The organism is Salinivirga sp. (assembly GCF_035268865.1).
GTDB lineage: Bacteria > Bacteroidota > Bacteroidia > Bacteroidales > Salinivirgaceae > Salinivirga.
Genome location: NZ_DATFKB010000203.1, coordinates 1 through 20,133, shown reverse-complemented (window position 1 = coordinate 20,133; position 20,133 = coordinate 1). Strand labels below are relative to the sequence as shown.

Below are 20,133 nucleotides of genomic sequence, written 5' to 3'. Positions count from 1 at the left end.
ATTCATGTATCAGCTCGACGATTACAACAGCCTGGGCATTGCCATTGATTTTAATAAACTGCTTGCCCCAACTACAACCTATGAGCGGGACCCTGAGACAGGTGATTTCATTACGGCTGAAGACAAAACAGACTTAGCAGTAGCCACGGCCATTGTAGAATCATTCTATGACGCCCCTGGAATTAGCGGCATGTCTACCCTGGAAGAAGAAATGAAAGAAATAAATACTTCGATAGGCATTGAATACTGGTACGATAAAAAGCTGGCTTTCCGTGCAGGATATTTCCACGAACCACGTGAAAAAGGTAATCGCAAGTATTTTACTATGGGTGCCGGACTTAGACTAAATGTTTTTGGAATTGATGTGGCTTATTTAATACCAACCACTGCCAACAATCCATTAAAAAATACCATCAGGTTCTCATTGCTCTTCAATTTCGATGCAATGGCAGAGCCTAACTAGGAGCGCTAACCATACATTTTACATATGCAAATCAGAACAGGCTTTGGATACGATGTGCACAGGCTGGCTGAAGGCGAAAGTCTGATTCTTGGTGGGGTGAAACTTGAACACAACAAAGGTACCATAGCCCATTCCGATGGAGATGTGCTGTTGCATGCCATCAGCGATGCGCTTTTAGGAGCTGCTGCGTTAAAAGATATCGGCACACACTTCCCGGATACCGACCCAAAGTATAAAAATGCCAACAGCCTGAATTTATTGAAATTAAGCTATGACCTGGTAAAAAAGAAAGGCTACCGGCTAGGTAACCTCGATGCCACCATAGCACTTCAGCAACCTAAAATAAAACCTTTTATAGACCAAATGTGTTTCAGGATTGCAGAGGCACTTGGTGAACCAGCCGAAAAAATATCTGTTAAGGCTACAACCACAGAAAAACTGGGTTTTGTAGGTAAAGAAGAAGGTATCGAAGCCTACGCATCCGTTCTAATTCAAGCTATTTAAAATTATGAAGATAAAATATTTCATTACACCACACTGCAGCACATGTCATGCCCTGGAGCCACGCGCTAAAAAGCTGGCCGAACATTATGATATTCCATTCGAAACTGTTGATTTGGCTGCCAATCCCGAAGCAAAGGGTAAATACTTACTTTTTAGTGCCCCTGCCCTGCTCTTTTTAGACGGAGAAAAAGAAATGAAGCGTTTTGTACGTAATTTTGGACTCAATGAGGTGGAAGACTTTATTTTGCGTTTCCAGGACTAATCCCTTGTCATTAAACTAATAACGGTTTCGTAACCTACTTCGCCTCCATTTACCTCATATTCAAGATTTATTTGCTTATAATCTGGTTCTATGGTACCTGAACCCTGAATAATATAATTGCCAACTGGTTGTGTGTTAATACTGATGTTCAGACCATCAACTGTAACATAGGTCTCGCTGCCAATGCCTGTTCTGTAGAAATTGGTAATTATAAACGAGGATGTATCGCCCTGTGTACGTTGAATACCCACCTCATAGCGACGGTAATTGGTTAAATCACCGGTATCCTCAACAAGCCATTCACCTGTGATGGATTTATATTCATCTTTATCTTTTTCGCAACCGACAAAGAAAAAAGACAATGCGATTAAAACAGTTATGATTCTCATTGGTCAAATTTTTATGTGAAGTTATGAAAATATACGCAATTTTCACTGCAGGGTTCAAAATCCCTTAAAATCAATGCCCTGATTTTGATAAAAACGGTGAAAAACTAGACCAACGGATTTGTCAATTCAAAAAAGATTTCACTATTCGGAATAGTGCCACTCAAAAAAGCTAAATTTGCATATTCATGACACTAAAATGTTCATACATATTGCTATTAGTCGGCTTGTTGATGCATTCATGCATGGATGATGACCAGTGGTATAACCTCAATGATTATGATGAACAATCAACTGGAGTTTTTATACTAAACGAGGGCAATTTCATGTACGACAATGCTTCGCTCTCTTTTTACAAACCCGACTCACTTATTGTGCAAAATAATGTTTTTGCAGAAGCAAATGGAGCACCGCTGGGCGATGTAGCACAATCGATGACAATAAAAGACAGTCTTGGATTTATAGTCCTTAACAATAGCGGAAAAATTTATGTCATCAATACCAATACTTTTGAGTTTGCAGGAAAAATCACAGGACTGACTTCACCGCGGTACATACATTTTATAAATGATTCGAAAGCTTATGTAACTGACCTTTACAGCAAAACAATAAGCATAGTAAACCCACTGACTTTTGAGGTTACAGGAACCATAGATGTGGATAATAACCATCCTGATTTTGCACAGCATGCTACAGAACAAATGCTTCAACACGGTAAATACCTCTTTGTAAATTGCTGGAGCTACGATGACAAACTTCTGGTTATTAACACAGAAACCGACCAATGGATTGACTCCATTGCTGTACCCATACAACCAAGAAGCATGGTAATGGATAAAAATGAAAATATATGGGTACTGACTGACGGAGGTTTTGCCGGAAACCCTTTCGGACATGAGGAGCCTGCGTTACTCCAATTAGATCCGCAAACACGACAAATAGTTTCAATGCAGCGATTCGATTTATCAACATCACCTTCTGATCTGGCAATAAACAACACTGGCGACACGCTCTATTTCATCAACGGAAATGTATATCGCCGGTCAATTTATGAAAACAGCACTACAGAACTTTTTATTGAAAGCCCTTACGATGGCGCATACGACCGCGGTTTCGCTGCAATAGGTGTAGACCCGCGTAATGGTGATATTTATGTTGCCGATGCAATTGATAATATACAGAGGGGGGCTGTATATCGCCATCAAATAGATGGTACAGCCATAGACACCTTCAGAGTCGGTATCATCCCCACAGCTTTTATCTTTAAATAATCAGGAGCACAGCCTAAAGCACCTCATCGATTATATCATCTGAAGCATCGTTCGGAACGGTAACTTTCAATCTGGGTTCATGCTCCATGGCTCTTTTAATCGCAAATACAGCACCTTCGTTTCTGGCCCAGCTTCTGCGGGCAATACCATTATTTACATCCCAGTGCAGCATCATTTTCAATCTGCGATCGGCCTCATCTGTACCATCGAGTAACATACCAAAACCGCCATTGATCACTTCTCCCCAGCCTACACCACCGCCGTTATGGATAGACACCCAGGTTGCGCCGCGAAAACCATCACCAATAACATTTTGAATGGCCATGTCGGCTGTAAACTGCGATCCGTCGTAAATATTAGAAGTTTCACGGAATGGTGAATCGGTTCCCGAAACATCGTGATGATCCCGACCTAAAACTACCGGGCCGATATCTTCCTTTTTAATGGCTTCGTTAAAGGCTGCAGCTATCTTCATGCGGCCCTCGGCATCGGCATAGAGAATTCTGGCCTGCGAGCCCACTACAAGTTTATTCTCCTGTGCACCTTTAATCCACTGAATATTATCGGCCATTTGCTGTTGTATCTCCTTTGGTGAATTTTGGCGAATTTCATCCAAAACTTCTGAAGCTATGCGATCAGTTGCTTCAAGGTCTTCAGGTTTGCCCGATGTACATACCCAGCGAAATGGACCGAAGCCATAATCAAAACACATTGGGCCCATAATATCCTGAACATATGATGGATACCGGAAATTTTCATTTTGTTCATCCATAATATCTGCTCCTGCACGGCTCGACTCCAGTAAAAAAGCATTTCCATAATCGAAAAAATACATACCTTTTGCGGTAAGCCCGTTTATGGCAGCAACCTGTCTGCGTAACGATTCCCGTACTTTCTCCTTAAATTTTTCGGGTTCCTTTGCCATCATTTCATTCGATTCACTGAAAGATAGTCCTGCGGGATAATAACCACCAGCCCAGGGGTTATGCAGTGAAGTTTGGTCAGAACCAAGATCCACGTAAATATTACGTTTAAGCAGTCGCTCCCACAAATCAACGATATTGCCCAGGTAGGCAATTGAGTGGGGTTGTTTTTTATTTTGATATGCTATTGCAGTATCGATGGTGCGATCTACATCTTCAATCACTTCATCGACCCAGCCTTGCTCCTGGCGCTTATAAGCAGCGTCCGGATTTACCTCTGCACAAATGCTTACAACACCTGCAATATTACCTGCTTTAGGCTGTGCACCGCTCATACCGCCCAAACCAGAGGTTATAAAAAGCCTGGGTTTCGAAGCATCACCTTTTTCGGCAATCATGCGTGCAGCATTCAGTACTGTTATTGTTGTTCCGTGTACAATTCCCTGCGGGCCAATGTACATATACGAACCCGCTGTCATTTGTCCGTATTGTGTTACACCAAGGGCATTAAAACGCTCCCAGTCATCGGGTTTTGAATAATTTGGAATCATCATACCGTTGGTTACTACCACACGCGGTGCATCTTTATGCGATGGAAATAAACCCATCGGATGACCTGAGTACATGACCAATGTTTGGTCATCGGTCATTTCAGATAGGTACTTCATGGCAAGCCGATACTGTGCCCAATTCTGAAATACAGCGCCATTTCCACCGTAGGTTATTAATTCATGTGGATGCTGAGCTACGGCAGGATCCAGGTTATTCTGAATCATTACCATAATGGCTCTTGCCTGTTTTGATTTACCCGGATACCAATTTATTGGCCTTGCCTTAATCTCGCAATCAGGGCGAAAACGGTACATGTAAATGCGGCCATATGCTTTCAACTCTTCAGCAAACTCAGGAGCCAACTCAGCGTGCTGTTCTTTGGGGAAATAGCGAAGTGCATTTCGCAATGCCAGCTTTTTCTCTTTTTCGGTAAGTATCTCTTTTCGTTTGGGCGCATGATTTATATGCGAATCGTATGCTTTTTTCGGGGGCAATTCTGAAGGAATTCCCTCTTGAATTAGTTGTTGAAATTCTTCTTTTGTCATAGCTTCGTTTTTTAATCACACAAAAATACCAAAAAATTGGCTAGAAGCTATATAAATACGATATATAATTAGTCGTAAAATGGCCATGGTAAAAGGGAAACAAATACCTTTTGTGATTAACATGATAACCATTAACTTGCATGCACAATCAAAAACGTAGAAATGGAAGCAAACAAACCGGCAGAATATGCTGCAAAATACATCAACAGCACCAACAAACATATATTCCTAACAGGGAAAGCAGGTACAGGAAAAACAACTTTTTTACGTGATATCGTTCACAAAACCCATAAAAACACAGTAATAGCTGCGCCCACAGGCATTGCGGCAATTAATGCCGGAGGAGTGACGCTTCACTCACTGTTTCAACTGCCCTTTGGAAGCTTTATTCCCGATCAAAATTTCAACATTCCGCCCAACCTTACAGAAGCATTAAACACTCCCGGGACACTGCTCAAAACCATAAAACTCAACAAAGCCAAAAGACAATTACTTCAGAGCATTGAACTGCTCATTATAGACGAAGTAAGTATGTTGCGCGCCGATATTCTGGATGCCATTGATGTAATGCTAAAGTCTGTCAGACGCAACCACAATCAAAGTTTTGGAGGCATTCAAATATTGTTCATTGGTGATTTGCTGCAACTACCTCCGGTGGTAAAAAGAGAAGAGTATAATACAGTAGGAAAATACTACGAAACACTCTATTTTTTTGAAGCCCGGGCCCTACAAAACGATAAGCCCGTATACATTGAACTGGAAAAAGTATTCAGGCAGCAAGATCCAGTATTTATAGATCTACTCAACAACTTGCGGCACAACAAAATTACGCAGCATGATATTGAAATTCTGAACCAACATTATCAACCGCCCGGGTCAGATAGTAATTCTGACAAAGCCATTTTTATTACCACACACAACAAGTTGGCTGACGAAATCAACCAGCAGGAACTCGACAAAATAGATGAAAAGCCAACCTCATTTAAAGCTACCGTTCATAATGATTTCAAACCACACATGTATCCGATTGAGCCGGAGCTGAAGTTAAAAAAAGGTGCCCGTGTTATGTTCATTAAAAATGATTATTCCGGCGAGCAGCGTTATTTTAATGGCAAAATAGGAACCGTAACAGGATTCGAAGAAGAGGGCCCCATAGTTAGTTTCGAGGATGAAACATCACCCTTTGTTGTGGAACGCTACACATGGGAAAATAAACGCTATAAACTAAATAAAGAATCGAACGAAATTGAAACCAGTGTAAAAGGAACATTTATACATTTCCCATTAAAACTAGCCTGGGCAGTAACGGTACATAAAAGTCAGGGCCTAACTTTTGAAAATGCGACCATTGATGTTTCAAGAGCCTTTGCACCCGGACAAATATATGTAGCCCTTTCGCGACTTACATCGCTCGAGGGGCTTACATTAAACGCTCCTATTCCGCAAACTCCCCCAGAAACAGAAACTGCATTGAAAACCTTCACCGAGGAAAAACGAACAGAATCGGACCTTAACGCAGGCTTTAAAACAGAGGCCTGGGTATATTTAAAGCAGAGTGCAGCCAGTAACTTTAATTTCAAGCAACTTGAATACAGTTTTAAAGATCACGTAAAAAGCTACAATAAATCTGAATCGCATTCAAAAAAACAACAATATCAGCAATGGGCAAGGGAGATGGCTGCTGCCATTCCGGAGTATGTCGCAACAGGGGAAAAGTTCGTAAAGCAGGTAAATAAACTAAACGACTCTGAAAACAAAGAAGAAACAACATATTTACTCGAGCGAATAACAGCTGCGCGTCAATATTTTGAGGAGCACTTTAAAGGCCTGGCAGAAAATATTGCTTCACATGCAAAGCAGGTGAATAAAAAAACCGGCACGAAAAAATATTTAAAAGAACTAAAGGCCCTCGAACAAAACCTTTGGAACCAAATTGAAAAGATGCATAAAACACAGGTTTTGGCCCGTGCATATGTCGAAAACACAACTCCGGAGCTTACCGATTATCAATACAAGCCCGAGCAGCGCAAAGCACTGGAAAAGTCTTTTAAACCCGGCAAGAAAAAACCCACAGCAGAAATTTCGCTAGAGTTATACCAAAAAGGATTATCGATAGAAGAGATCGCTGAACAAAGATCATTTGTACCGAATACAATTCAGGGCCATTTAAGTCGGTATGTGGAATCGGGCGTACTGGAAATAACAGACTTCATGACTCAGGAAAACTTTGAGCTCGTGCAAAAAGCAGCGAAACATGCGGGCAGCTACAGCTCCGGCGCCATAAAAGAGGTGATGAGTAATGATTTTGGTTATGGAGATATAAAAATGGCCCTTGCGGCCATGCGTGCAAAAGGGATTATAAATTCTGATACATAAAAGAACCCATCTATTTTATTCCACAAGGCATTGCAATTTCAAAACTGCTATAAAACTGCCGGATTGTAAACATAAACTCATCCGGTAGGCGATCCAGATATTTACAATCTGAATCAGGAATGATACCATAAAACGCTTCTGCAATGGCACCTGCCATACATGCCTGGGTATCGGCATCACCCCCAAGTGCAACAGCTTTACGTATAGCCGATTGATAATCGTTACTATCCAGAAAAGCAATGATAGCCTGCGGGACAGAGCCCTGACAAGTGACATCAAAAAAATATTTGGGTTGAATATCATTGTATTGCTGGTTCAGATCGTAACTGAAGGTTTCAGCAATTTTTTGTCTAATTATTTCCTTATCGGAGCCATTGCGAGCCATAAAAACGGCCAGCGCTATGGCCTGAGCACCTTTAATCCCTTCAGGATGGTCATGAGTCACAATGGCTGTTTTTTCTGCCAGATCCAATACTTCTGCTTCGGTACGGGCAACCCAACCCACCGGACTGGCACGCATAGCTGAACCATTACCATAACTATTGTAAGACCCTGCTCCATCGGCTTTCAGCCACTGTACAAAACGACCTCCATAACCACGGCCGGGGTATTTATTGCCAAAAAGATGTAAATTATCACGAAAATCTTTACCCGTCAAAATGGCATCTGCCACAGCAATGGTCAGGACTGTATCATCGGTAAAATCTGATCGTTCGGAAAATTTTATTTTCGAGATATCTTTCTCTGGACCAAACTCATACACAGAACCTAAAATATCTCCAAGAATGGCTCCAATCATAGCTATTTTATAATTTTTTAGTAAATCTGTCCGAAAATAGGAAATAACTGCATGATTTACAAACAAAAAAGAATTTAAATCGTTTCATAATGTGTTAGCATTCAGCCTGTCATTTATTCTTTCTCTTGAGCATAAATTCCTGGCGAAATAAAGTAATAAATAATTGCACAGTATTTGCAGAACCAATCTAACCTCATAATAAACCAACAAAATGATTAATATTCAGGATATAAACAAGCCAGCTATTATAGGCGCGGAGAAAACCTACAATTATGGTGATTTGCTTTGCAATATAGGATATTACAGTCAATTTGGCCAAAACCTGCAAACAGAAAGAGTGGCAATATTTGCAAAAAATAGTGCCGATTGGGTATTTGCTTTTTACGGAGCATGGAATGCTGGTTTCACGGTAGTGCCAATAGACTTTTTGGCAAGCGAGGAGGATTTGGAATATATTCTGAATGATTGTAAACCCGGAATGATATTTTACGATGAAACTACCCGGGAAAAGCTGGAACAAGTAGAGTCGAATCTCAGTTACGATATTAAAACGGTAGATTTATTAGCCCCAAAAAACATAAACGGACAGAACTTACCTGAATGGAAAGCACCAGAGAAGAACGACGAAACCGCTGTAATCATCTACACATCAGGAACTACAGGATCGCCAAAAGGTGTGGAACTCTCATTCAATAACCTCAGAGCCAACATAATTGCAGTTTCCGAAAAAGTACCTATCTACAGTGGCAATCAACAGATCCTCATGCTGCTGCCATTACACCACATTTTTCCTTTAGCAGGCTCCATGCTTATACCATTGTACACGGGGGCGACCATTGTTGAATCGCCTTCAATGCAATCCGCCGACCTGTTAAAAACTTTTGGGGACAATAAAATTGATCTCATGATTGGGGTTCCCAAACTTTACAAATTGCTTTACCAGAGCATAAGCGACAAAGTCAATCAGAAATTCATCCTGAGGGCTGTCTTTAAAATTGTTAAATTAATTGGCAGTAAAAAAGTTGCGAAAAAAGTATTTAAAAAAGTACATGACCGCTTTGGCGGAAACCTAACGTACCTTATTAGTGGTGGAGCTGCGCTGGACCCTAAAGTTGGTAAATTTTTCCATTCACTCGGGTTTGAAATACTTGAAGGTTATGGTATGACAGAAGCCGCTCCAATGATTACCTTTACCAGACCAGGAAAATTCAAAGTTTCTTCACCGGGTCAGGCCCTGCCCGACCTCGAAATGCGTATAAAAAATGATGAAATTATTGCACGCGGGCCAAACATTATGCGCGGCTATTTTAACAGACCTGAGGAAACAGCAGAAGTAATTAAAGACGGATGGCTGCATACAGGGGATCTGGGACGTGTTGATAAAAAAGGGTTCTTGCATATTACCGGTCGTAAAAAAGAAATTATTGTGCTGCCAAGTGGTAAAAATATAAACCCGGTATTGCTTGAGCAGAAGTTAGAACAGCATGAAAGTATAGCAGAAGTAGCTATATTTTTCCATAAAAGCTTCTTACATGCCCTTATTGTGCCTGATATGGAACAATTTGCCAATACCGATGCTGCTGACATTAACCTCAAATTCAGAAAAGAAGTGCTTCCATGGTTCAACCAACAGGTTACTTCTTATAAACGCGTAATGAAATTTGCCATTACGGCAGAAGAGTTGCCTCGTACCAGGCTTGGTAAACTACAAAGATTTAAACTTCCTGAGTTATTTGAAAACCCGGTAGAAAGTAGAATTACAGCTGACAAACAAGACGATTCAGAAGAATTTACAGTAATAAAAACATTTATCGAACAGCAAGTTGATATGAATGTGGCTCCAGACCACCATATTGAATTTGATATCGCACTTGATTCACTCGATAAATTGTCATTAATTGATTTCATTGACCGTAATTTCGGTGTTAAGCTCGACGAAGAGAAACTTTTAAGATTCCCCTCAATCAGTAAAATAGCCGAACATGTGCGGGAAAACAAGATTTTTCACAAGTTCGAAATGCCCGACTGGTCTGCCATTATCAGAGAAAGGGTGAACATTAAGTTGCCCAAATCCTGGTTCAGCCAAATATTATTGTTTAAGGGCTTAAAGTACATATTTAAAGTACTCTTCAGAATGAGAAGCAATGGCAAAGAAAACATACCTGACGGCCCCGCCATTATTGCACCGAACCATCAGAGTTACCTCGATGCTGTTTTTATTTCTGCTTTTATCAAAAACAGGGAATTGCGTCGCACCTTTTTCTATGCCAAGCGAAAACACATAAAAACTAAATTCATGAACTTCCTGGCAGGTAAGCATAACGTGATTGTAGTTGACCTCGACCAGGGCATAAAAGAGTCGATTCAGAAACTGGCAGAAGCCCTGAAACAGGATAATAAAGTGGTAATTTTTCCTGAAGGAACCCGCACCAAAAATGGTGAAGTTGGTGATTTCAAAAAGACTTTTGCTATTTTGAGTAAAGAGCTCAATGTACCCGTTGTGCCGGTAGCCATTAAAGGCGCCTACAATGCCTTGCCAACAGGTAAAAAATTACCTCGTTTGTTTACACGCATACAGGTAACTTACATGCCTCCCGTTTATCCTGAGAAACATGATTTCGACACATTAACCGACACCGTAAAAGAGAACATCAGAGAAGTAGTTTGCCACTAGGAACCAAACATATTAAGAGCCTTTTATCCTGATTATCTTTATTTTATAAAGGGTATTTTCACGTATCTGCGTAAAGTATGATTCTTTATTTTTGTATGTATATCTATTCTGAACTATTACATATGAAAAACATTGTCTTTTTACCAATTATAAAGAATCTGGTTGCCATTTTTATCATTACACTCGTATCAGTGCAATGTAATTTTAATAAACAAAACCCAGAAATTAGCCAGGCAGCTGTTTATGACCATACTTACAGCACGCTTGATTCCACAGTTCAAAATACAAAACGGCAATTAATCAATTACCTTCAGCATACTCAGAGCAATGCCGGTGAGGTTGTGCAGGATGATCTGGTGAAAAGCTTTTTTAAGACACAAAAGGCTTTTGAGGCAATAAAAGATAAATCGAAATTACCGAAATCAACCCTGGCTAAAAAAGAAAAACTTGAATTGGCATTCAGGCGTCACTACATAAACAAATATCAAAGGTTTTACGACATTCTGATGGTTGATACTTCGGGAAATATTTTTTATACAATAAAAAAAGAAGCTGATTACCATCAAAATATATTTACCCCTGAATTCAGGCATACGCCACTTTCGCGTAAGTTAAAATCGGATATCAAAGAATCGCTTGTGGATTTCAGGTTTTACGAAATATCAGGTGAGCCGTCTGCCTTTTTCATAGAACCATTTTACGAAAATCGTAAATTTCTCGGTTGGATCGTGATGCAATTTTCCGTCAGTAAAATCAATCATATATTTTCACTAAATAAGCACCTCGGACAAAGTGGGGAAGTAATACTGGTAAACAAAGCGCATTACATGCTCACTGATTCAAGATTTAAGCCCCAATCGACCATTCTACAAAAAAAGCTGGCCAGCAACAATATTGAAAGCAAATTTGCATTAGGCAAAGGACACAAACAAGTAACCGACTACATGGGGTTTGATGTAATTAGTGCTTTCGAAGTATTTTCTTTTATGAATAATGAATGGCTCATAATAGCTAAAATTAACGAGGCCGAAGTACGCTCTAATTTTTATCTGAAAAATCCTGATTCACTCAAAGTGATGCTGCTGAAGTATATTGAACAACAAAAGCATCATTATCTTAAATATAGACCTGTGCGTGAAGCCATAAATGTAAATATCGACGAATTTAAACGCGGTAAAAGTGGCGAGGTGTTGTATACCCATGGTATATCTACCTGTTCAGGATTGATTATATCGCTCAAACAAGACTTTGCCTATATGGCACATATCAGTCCATATGATAAAATCTATGGCGAAACAAGAACAGATATGCTTAGCCAGCTACTTAATCGAATAAATTATCTGGAAATTACCAGGGCACAAAAAAAGCTTTTGCGGTTCAAGCTTATTACGCCTAACAAACATACAGCTGTTAATGTCGTAAACACTTTATTAAAAAAAGGTATTATGATCGATCAGATTCAGATTGTAATGAATCCCGATGCATCAAAAGCCGCAATATCGCATTTTGTTGAAAGAGACAGTACTGTAATTCACTGGCAGCACCCCAACAGTTCAAAAAAGGTAAACGAGTACGTAAATCCAAATACAACTTTAGCTAATATGGCAGAATTATAACAAATATTTAGAGATCGGGCTTTTGTCTGCGGGCCTTTTTTTCGGCATGTTGGCGCTTATTTTCAAGTCTGCGCTTTTTTGAGGCTTTTGTGGGTTTGGTGGGTTTACGTTTTTTAGGCTTTTTCAACGCTGCCACTATAGTGTCGTAAAACTGGGCAATACATATCTCTTTATTTTGTTGCTGTGAGCGGCTTTCTTGCGAGCTAATTAATAATATACCCTCACTGTTGATGGCATTGCCGAGTTTTTCAAAAATCCGTGCCTTTTGTGCATCTGATAAATGAGCTGAAGCATTGATATCGAACCTCAGCGTAACCCTTGTCTCCGTTTTGTTGGCATGCTGCCCGCCGGGCCCGCTGCTGCGGGAAGTCTGAAAATCAAATTCATCATCAAAATCAATATTTCGTATATCACTCATAACTTTCTAAAATTCAATCCCTTTCCGGGCTTTCACACCTTGCTCATAGTAATGTTTCAGCTCTTCTATGTTCGATACCAGATCTGCCAGGTCAATGAGCCCATCCGGAGCATAGCGGCCTGTTGTTACTATTTCAATATCTTTTTTATTTTGGGCAATAAACTCAGCTACCTCTTTCTCTTCAAGCAACTGATAGTATAAAGCAATGTGGAGTTCATCGAGAATTAGCAAATCGACGGTTTTGTTTTGCACAATTTGTTGTACTTGCAACCATCCTTTTTGTGCCGCTTCAATATCTTTCCGTTCAGGAGCTTTATGTATAAAACACCTTCTGCCAAAAAGCGCAAAATCAATACCCGGAATCTGTCCCAGTATTTGATGCTCGGCATAGGGTTTACCTTTCACAAATTGTGCAATAAAAACCCGCATTCCTGCTCCGGCTGCCCTCAAAGCCATACCCAGAGCCGCAGTGGTTTTACCTTTTCCGTTGCCAGTTATTACATGATACATTGTTTTAATCGAACTTTTATTACAATTTCTAATATTCAGAGGCTGGCACCAGCCTGTCATTTTTAAGTAGCGGCACTACATTGGAAATATCCTGGCGCATAGCCCAGGCCATATCATTTTTTAGTAGCTCATACTTCCGTTTAAGCCTGGGTGATGAATCCAGAATAAACTCCAACCAATTACTTCCTGCTGCCTCCAGCATTGCTTCTGCAATGGCAATGGAATCTGATGTAGAATAAAAACCATCTTCAGCCAACAAGTTCCGGGCAAATCTTCCGGCCAGCAGTGTGTCTTCAATATTCATTTTATTTGTCCAACCTGAGCAGAGTAAAAGCACATCTTGTTTACCCGATTGAATGTACTGCATTGCAGCCTTGTAATTGATAAGTGCGGCGGCTATGGTCACCTGCCCCTGTGCTGCAGCAAAAGCCTGGGTGCCGTTGGTAGTTGTAATGGCAAGATCTTTATTCTGAATGCGCCCGGTTGTAAACTCCAATGGCGAATTTCCAAAATCAAATTCTGCAAGTTTATGTCCATTGCGCTCACCAGCCACTACAAAGCCATTGTCCCTGCATGCCAGCGCCGATTCAATATCTGCCACCGGCTTAATACTCCTTGCACCATTGGTCATAGCCGTTATAATGGCTGTTGTAGCCCTGAACAGATCTATTACCACCACCAGATTACCTTCGCGGTGATAATTGGCATACAAGGCAGGTGAAAAACAGATATCGACATGTCGTGCGCTCTTCATAATCGTTCCGGGTTCATTTTAGTAAAACAAAATTAATGAAAAAAGCACCGCTTTAAAAGGCGATGCTTTGTAATTATTTGCATTTCGGCATTAGCCTTTGTAAAATGGCAATTTTGTGGTATGTGCTTTAACCGCCTTTTTGCGTATGCGTATGTAAATTTCAGTATCTGATTTCCAGAATCCGTTTTTCACATAACCTAAACCAATAGCCTGTCCGGTTGAGGGCGACATTGTGCCTGAAGTTACTTCTCCAATTTCATTACCATCGCCATCTTCTATTTTGTAGCCTTTACGTGGGATCCCTTTATCATCGAGGATAAATGGCTTGAGACGTTTTTCAGGCTTTTCGGCTTTTTGTTTTTCCAGATATTCACGATCAATAAAATCATTACCCTCTACAAACTTGGTAATCCAGCTGAGAGCACCCTCAATGGGCGAAGTGGTTTCGTCTATATCGTTTCCGTAGAGGGCAAAACCCATTTCAAGCCGCAGCGTATCGCGTGCTGCAAGTCCGGCTGGTTTTATGCCAAACTCCTCTCCTGCTTCCATTACTGCTTTCCAGAGTTTTGGGCCATCTTCGTTGGACACATAAATTTCGCAGCCTCCGGCACCGGTATACCCTGTTGTAGATAAAATGGCATCTTTTATACCGGCTATATTGACTTTTTGAACGGTATAAAATTCCATGTCCATAATATTTTGCTCTGTAATTTTTTGCATAGCTTTAAGAGCAAGTGGCCCCTGCACAGCTAAAAGACTTATTTCATCAGAAGCATTATAAACCTCTTTGCCAACCTGAAGGCCAAGTTCTTCGGCATTTTTTGTTACCCAGTTCCAGTCCTTTTCCACATTGGCTCCGTTTACAACAAGCATATAGGTTTCTTCGTCGAAACGGTACACCAGCAGGTCATCAACAATACCTCCTTTACCATTGGGCATACAGCTATATTGCACTTTTCCATCGTACAAAGCTGCAACATCGTTTGTGGTTATTCTCTGAACAAGACTAAAAGCTTTTGGGCCTTTAACCCAAAACTCACCCATGTGAGATACATCAAAAACGCCCAGTTTTTCGCGTACATTGGTATGTTCGTCTTTAATTCCGGTATATTCTATTGGCATTTTAAAACCTGCGAAATCAACCATACGTGCACCCAGGTCTTCGTGAATTGCCGTGAAAGCTGTGGTTTTCATTATAATAAGTTTAAAAAATGATACATTATTTGCTTGACCACAAATGTAATAAATTGAATGGTTAATTGAATATGTTTAGGCCTGAATCCTTGTTGCTCAGAGACCAAAAAATTAACTTGTTATACGCCAAAGTAAGGAGTTTTCGCTAAAACTCAACCTTTACGCTTGAACTGGAAATAGAGAATAGGGCCTAAAAGTGGAAATATTACCACAGCCAGCAGCCATTTATTCTGATGGTTTTTCCCTTTGAGTCGCGAGATATTAATATCGTAAACTGCCCATACCCAAAGTACCAGGGTTAAAAATATCAAAACAGCCATTAAATAATCCATAACTTAATGTATTAAAAAAATATTTAGATTGTAGAAATAGAACTTTTGTTTATGAAACACCTAAATAGTTCCATAATCAAACGAATCGCCGCTAAGCGATGAACTCAGCAACACTAAATCTTTGTTTTACAAAATTACATCATCAGTCGTCAAAACGAAGTTTTTGGCGATGTTTATTTAACTCCTCGAATCCCGAATTACTAAAATTTTCAATTTTTAAACTGTCTGATTTTTGGGGAAGGCTACCATAAGCCGCTGCTAACAGCTGTTTATTTTATTATTTTTTTAATGATTAATTCTTTTCCTTTCTTATCTATGATCCTAAGAATTAAAAATCCACTTATATCTGAAATGAATATTTCGTTATCCTCATTTTTCAGAATACTTTCATAAACTATATTCCCTAAGCTGTTTATTATTTGAATTTTAGAACCAATTATTGCATTATTTACTTTCAATGAATTTTTTACCGGATTAGGGAATATTTCTATTTTGTTCGGGATATCATTTTGAGGTGATATATGCGTTTCTGATATCGTGATATTTGTGGAATGCTGATGATTACAACCACCGAGAGAATCATATATAGATAAACTTACTTCATAAACGCCTGTGTCCTGAAAAACATGGGTTGGATTTTCTTCGGTGCTTGATTGACCATCTCCAAAGTTCCAGTAAGTCTCATCATAATATCCGGTTGATTCATTAGTGAATGTTGCTGTTAGAGAATCAATTTGATATGTAAAATCTGAATGACAGGTATATGGATTATAGATATAGCAGCTTTCATATATTGGATTATGATAAATTAATTCATCATTTTCGTACACGCATTGTAAGGTTCGTATCCCTCCTGTTGTGCAGTAAAAAACCGGACCTAAGAGTCCTTCGGTGCTTCCAATTCCTTCAATATGTTTAATCGTTTTCCAGTTGGTTAAATATTGAGTGTATCTGTATTTTCCGGCAAACCAAGAGGAATCAATATTATAAATTGTCCAATCACAGCCCTCTGAAAAGGTCACAGTATCACCAATTTCCAGGCTGAAATCGTACATAATAATGGTATCAAAATCAATGACTTCAGGATCCATGTAGTAAACCTTATTATTCTCTTCTCTGATATAACCGTATTGATTCCAATCACTAAATAAACTATCTTGTGACTGCCAGACCTTAAACCAATAGTTTGAATTAATTAATATGCTATCTGAGATTTTATAAGCATAACTTTTTCCGAATCCACCTGGTGGGTCAATTGCACTTTGGCGAAATACAACCCACATTTTATTGGTATCTACAATTGGTTCTAATTCCTGATTAAATACTTCAAGCGTGCTAAAAATTAATAAAAAAACAATTGCAAATTTCTTCATAACTCATTGATTTATATTCCCGTGGAAATTTACGCATATAAAACGTTTGGCATTTTGAAGCTTTTTCCTGCAAGTTACAACTATTTTTAATACGAATCAAAAACACTTAATAACACACTGACTGCAAATTCTTTAAACGCGAAACACATACAGCTTATTTTGGTTTTTCGAAATCACAATCTAATTTTTTTATAATTAGCTGATTGCAACAATTATGCTAGTTGACATCTGAATCAAAGATACGGGTGCCCAAATCCGTTCAATCTTACTTGGCGTTATTGTGTTCATTATGGTCCCGGTGATAAAAAAGATAACTACAAACCAAATTCCAATACCGGAAATTGCCCTCAGTTGAGGAAACATCAAGTCCGCTTCAGATAATACAATCGTTGTAATAAAGCTCAATAAAATCATATTGACAACTGCAACCATTCTCATTTTCGGGGGATATTTCCCCGGATATTTACCACCCATTGACGCTTTTCCCCGTGGCAATCCTGCGGCTTTGGAGCGTACGAATTACTCGTAATATCCTCAAAATCTTCTCCGTAGCCAAAAACTTTGTTTTACAAAAAAACATCATCAATCGTCAAAATGAAAGTTTTAACTTCGTTGAGCTCATCGCCTAACGGCGATTCGGTTGGCGGAGTAAAAAAAGAACCTTTGCCGTGTGCAACTAGGCGACTCCTTATGCTCTAACGCCGCGGTTGTAAAGCTTGGTTTTATTTAATTTCTTTATTCAATTTATTGGGATCCATCCTGTTATCAAATATTGTAACCACTTTGATCTGTTTGTCATCGTATCGATAAAAAACTGATGTCTGTTTAGTCACAATCAACATGTAAAGTCCTTTTGAAATATCAGATTTTTGGCATAAATCAGGAAATTCGCACACTTGTTTCAGTGATTTGTCAAGATTTTTCACAAAGTCAGATTTGACCTTTTCCGACCATTCCGTTCGCAAGTAATCAATAAGCTTATCAAGTTTTTTCTCGGCTCGCTTTGAAAGAACTACTTTTCTCATTATCTGTGTTTCTCCATGAAATCATCGTAATCAACTACATCTCCATTTTCAATATCCATAATTCCTTGTTGAATATCGTCCTTTTGTTCTTGAGTCAGAGTTTCCCAAAAATCAACCTTTGTCGATTTATTAAATAGTTTTTTAATCGACTCCAGAATCCTTGGATTATTAGTCTCCAGGATTAATTTCATTATTTCGAGTTTTTCCGATTGGATATTCATTGTCAAATCTTTTTATCAAAGTTACAAAAAAAGCAATTTCTAACCTAAAATAATGCAAAGACTGTGCCCTCACCATGCTTTACAACGTTGCGGCTGGTGAGAGTTTTGCTTGCTTGTAATATCCTAAAAAACAGCACGTAGCCAAAACTTTGTTTTACAAATATACATTTTTACCCGTCAAAACGAAGTTTTAACTTCGTTGAGCTCATCGCCTAACGGCGATTCGGTTGGCGGGGTTAAATCAAAACCTTAAACCCACGAAACCCACTGACCGCCTTTGATTTATTCGCCACTGTTACCTGCTGTGGTTATTCTCCAATTGTAATGTTCAAATGCTTTCCTAATCCAATCTCTATCAGTCTGTGAAATGTAGAAATCTGAATGTCACTTTTCCCCCTTTCAATCCTGGAGATATAGCTTTTCTTTGTCCCTGTCCGTTTCGCTAATTCGTCCTGTGTTATCTTTGCAGATCTACGCGCCTCTTTAAGCATCACACCAAGTCGAAAAGCCAAAGAGTCAGCTTCGTATTTATCACGAGTCGTTGTCCCTTTGTCGCCATACTTTTGGGTCAAAATGTCTTCAAAATCGGTTATGTTTTTCATCGTTTTATCCTCCATACTTTTCATTCAAGTATTCGTCCTTTAATCGTTCCGCCAATTTAATTTGTTTCTTTGGCGTTTTTTGCGTCTTTTTCACAAAGCAGTTTGTCAACACGACTAAATCACCTTTGTCCTGAAAACACAGAATCCGTATACTTTTAAATGTCGTTATAACTCTAACTTCGTAAATTCCTCCTGTTCCTTCTAAATGCTTAAAGAATTTCTTAGGAATCCTCTTTTCAAACCGCACCATATCCAGAACATATTCTATTTTTCGCTGAATCTTGTCGTCTTGTTTTTTGTAAAAGTCAACAAAATGGTTCTTGTATGCAATTACCTTTCTTATCATTATGCAAAGTTAACGAATTAGTTTACAAAATACGAAAGAAATTTTAAGAAATTTACGGGTTGCCATAGCAGGTAACGGCACGGCTAGTTTTGTGTAAGGATTACTTGTAATATCCTATCAAACTTTTCTGAGCCAAATTTACGATTTACAATGTACAAAATAATCCGTCAAATCGTAGATTTGGCGGAGGTAATAAATCTCCTCTAGCTTCAAAATCCGCCACAAGCGCCTTATACAAACTCGCCGATGTTAAGCAAAGTATGTTTTATTCTGAATTCAATTTAAGTTTGATTTTATCTGACCTACACATATTCATCAAATCAACTAATTTTGATGTCGGGATCGTTTTATCGATCGACAATTTAATAGTCACAACTTTGTCTGCTTCCTTAATTTTATTAATTATTTCGACAATTCTATCGTAGTCAACTCGCTTATCATTATAGAAATACATGCCTTCTTTGTCTATCAATATCTCAAAGTCAGCTCGGTTATTATTTTGCGGAAGCATTTCTTTTAAACTATTTCCATAAACCGAATTTGAAACCAGAAACCAGGAAACGAATGTTTTATACAATTTCTTCTGAAAATCGTGTTTGTCTATCGATTCATTAAAAATCGTGTAAATTTCAGTGAAATTATCTTTTTTTGTCTGAGTGGTTTTTTCAATCTTCTTGGTCAATTCAGCAAGTTTAGGAATCTTATCAATCAAGTTTAGACTGCCGCAATTTTTCGTAACAGGAAAGCTAGCTTTTAAAAACTTTTCTAAAGAAATTGAACGACCTAAATACGGCTTATTAACACAGGACATGCTATCAAAAAGATGTTGATAACTACTCCAAGTTGTGTCTTTCAAATAACCATTCTTTATTAAATCCAGTTCGAAATCTTTCAATGATTTCTCTATATCAACACCCTCATTGTTAAAAGATTGTTTCCAACAGTTATAAAGTTGCTCTTCTGGAGTTTGACTGCTAGAGCATGACA

21 protein-coding genes are annotated in these 20,133 nt (G+C 39.0%); 7 read left to right on the top strand and 14 right to left on the bottom strand.

The window, feature by feature from the left end:
- The 3 genes from VJ937_RS12275 to VJ937_RS12265 form a co-directional block, all read left to right on the top strand.
- A partial coding sequence (locus tag VJ937_RS12275; RefSeq protein ID WP_324067524.1) for a PorV/PorQ family protein occupies window positions 1–463 on the top strand: 463 nt, incomplete at its 5' end.
- Between the two features lie 24 nt (window positions 464–487).
- The gene (gene ispF / locus VJ937_RS12270) at window positions 488–967 is read left to right on the top strand and encodes a 2-C-methyl-D-erythritol 2,4-cyclodiphosphate synthase (protein WP_324067522.1); all 480 of its coding nucleotides are present in this window, start codon (window positions 488–490) and stop codon (window positions 965–967) included.
- Between the two features lie 4 nt (window positions 968–971).
- The gene (locus VJ937_RS12265) at window positions 972–1,229 is read left to right on the top strand and encodes a thioredoxin family protein (RefSeq protein WP_324067520.1); all 258 of its coding nucleotides are present in this window, start codon (window positions 972–974) and stop codon (window positions 1,227–1,229) included.
- Here the strand turns inward: VJ937_RS12265 and VJ937_RS12260 are convergent.
- A complete protein-coding gene (locus VJ937_RS12260) occupies window positions 1,226–1,618 on the bottom strand; it encodes a hypothetical protein (protein ID WP_324067518.1) in 393 nt (130 codons plus the stop codon). The genes VJ937_RS12265 and VJ937_RS12260 overlap by 4 nt on opposite strands.
- Before the next feature lie 185 nt (window positions 1,619–1,803).
- Between VJ937_RS12260 and VJ937_RS12255 the strand changes: the two genes are divergently transcribed.
- Window positions 1,804–2,886 carry a DUF5074 domain-containing protein gene (locus VJ937_RS12255; RefSeq protein ID WP_324067516.1) on the top strand — a complete coding sequence of 361 codons (1,083 nt, stop codon included), beginning with the start codon at window positions 1,804–1,806 and terminating at the stop codon, window positions 2,884–2,886.
- A 13-nt stretch (window positions 2,887–2,899) separates the two neighbouring features.
- Here the strand turns inward: VJ937_RS12255 and VJ937_RS12250 are convergent, their stop codons facing one another.
- Window positions 2,900–4,906, bottom strand: a complete 2,007-nt coding sequence (locus VJ937_RS12250) for a urocanate hydratase (protein ID WP_324067514.1) — start codon at window positions 4,904–4,906, stop codon at window positions 2,900–2,902.
- 162 nt (window positions 4,907–5,068) lie between these two features.
- Here VJ937_RS12250 and VJ937_RS12245 point away from each other — a divergent pair, with 162 nt between their 5' ends.
- Entirely contained in the window at window positions 5,069–7,282 is a 2,214-nt protein-coding gene (locus VJ937_RS12245) for a helix-turn-helix domain-containing protein (RefSeq protein ID WP_324067512.1), read from the top strand.
- A 10-nt stretch (window positions 7,283–7,292) separates the two neighbouring features.
- On the opposite strand, the gene VJ937_RS12240 is transcribed toward VJ937_RS12245, so the two are convergent.
- Window positions 7,293–8,081: an ADP-ribosylglycohydrolase family protein gene (locus tag VJ937_RS12240; protein ID WP_324067510.1), complete on the bottom strand. Its 789-nt coding sequence runs from the start codon at window positions 8,079–8,081 to the stop codon at window positions 7,293–7,295.
- Between the two features lie 211 nt (window positions 8,082–8,292).
- On the opposite strand from VJ937_RS12240, the gene VJ937_RS12235 reads away from it, so the two are divergent.
- The gene (locus VJ937_RS12235; protein ID WP_324067508.1) at window positions 8,293–10,755 is read left to right on the top strand and encodes an AMP-binding protein; all 2,463 of its coding nucleotides are present in this window, start codon (window positions 8,293–8,295) and stop codon (window positions 10,753–10,755) included.
- Between the two features lie 122 nt (window positions 10,756–10,877).
- Entirely contained in the window at window positions 10,878–12,371 is a 1,494-nt protein-coding gene (locus VJ937_RS12230; RefSeq protein WP_324067506.1) for a cache domain-containing protein, read from the top strand.
- A gap of 7 nt (window positions 12,372–12,378) precedes the next feature.
- On the opposite strand, the gene arfB is transcribed toward VJ937_RS12230, so the two are convergent.
- From arfB to VJ937_RS12175, 11 genes are all read right to left on the bottom strand, one after another.
- Window positions 12,379–12,789 (bottom strand): alternative ribosome rescue aminoacyl-tRNA hydrolase ArfB, encoded by a 411-nt coding sequence (gene arfB, locus VJ937_RS12225; protein WP_324067505.1) that lies wholly within the window; start codon window positions 12,787–12,789, stop codon window positions 12,379–12,381.
- A 6-nt stretch (window positions 12,790–12,795) separates the two neighbouring features.
- On the bottom strand, window positions 12,796–13,359 hold the full coding sequence (locus tag VJ937_RS12220) for a cob(I)yrinic acid a,c-diamide adenosyltransferase (RefSeq protein WP_324067503.1): 564 nt from the start codon (window positions 13,357–13,359) through the stop codon (window positions 12,796–12,798).
- The gene (locus VJ937_RS12215) at window positions 13,328–14,053 is read right to left on the bottom strand and encodes a 2-phosphosulfolactate phosphatase (protein WP_324067501.1); all 726 of its coding nucleotides are present in this window, start codon (window positions 14,051–14,053) and stop codon (window positions 13,328–13,330) included. Before VJ937_RS12215 ends, VJ937_RS12220 begins: the two co-directional genes overlap by 32 nt.
- 90 nt (window positions 14,054–14,143) lie before the next feature.
- Window positions 14,144–15,247 (bottom strand): glycine cleavage system aminomethyltransferase GcvT, encoded by a 1,104-nt coding sequence (gene gcvT / locus VJ937_RS12210; RefSeq protein ID WP_324067499.1) that lies wholly within the window; start codon window positions 15,245–15,247, stop codon window positions 14,144–14,146.
- Between the two features lie 152 nt (window positions 15,248–15,399).
- On the bottom strand, window positions 15,400–15,579 hold the full coding sequence (locus tag VJ937_RS12205; protein ID WP_324067497.1) for a PLDc N-terminal domain-containing protein: 180 nt from the start codon (window positions 15,577–15,579) through the stop codon (window positions 15,400–15,402).
- Between the two features lie 269 nt (window positions 15,580–15,848).
- Window positions 15,849–16,952 (bottom strand): PKD domain-containing protein, encoded by a 1,104-nt coding sequence (locus VJ937_RS12200; RefSeq protein WP_324067495.1) that lies wholly within the window; start codon window positions 16,950–16,952, stop codon window positions 15,849–15,851.
- Between the two features lie 722 nt (window positions 16,953–17,674).
- Window positions 17,675–17,977, bottom strand: coding sequence for a type II toxin-antitoxin system RelE/ParE family toxin (locus tag VJ937_RS12195; protein ID WP_324067494.1), 303 nt, complete (start codon window positions 17,975–17,977; stop codon window positions 17,675–17,677).
- Window positions 17,977–18,198, bottom strand: a complete 222-nt coding sequence (locus VJ937_RS12190; RefSeq protein ID WP_324067492.1) for a hypothetical protein — start codon at window positions 18,196–18,198, stop codon at window positions 17,977–17,979. Before VJ937_RS12190 ends, VJ937_RS12195 begins: the two co-directional genes overlap by 1 nt.
- A 308-nt stretch (window positions 18,199–18,506) precedes the next feature.
- Complete coding sequence (locus VJ937_RS12185) at window positions 18,507–18,815, bottom strand: helix-turn-helix transcriptional regulator (protein WP_324067490.1); 309 nt, start codon at window positions 18,813–18,815, stop codon at window positions 18,507–18,509.
- On the bottom strand, window positions 18,805–19,146 hold the full coding sequence (locus VJ937_RS12180) for a type II toxin-antitoxin system RelE/ParE family toxin (protein WP_324067488.1): 342 nt from the start codon (window positions 19,144–19,146) through the stop codon (window positions 18,805–18,807). The genes VJ937_RS12185 and VJ937_RS12180 overlap by 11 nt, the downstream gene beginning before the upstream one ends.
- A 265-nt stretch (window positions 19,147–19,411) precedes the next feature.
- Window positions 19,412–20,133, bottom strand: a 722-nt coding sequence (locus tag VJ937_RS12175) for a hypothetical protein (RefSeq protein WP_324067486.1), incomplete at its 5' end; no start/stop codon positions are given.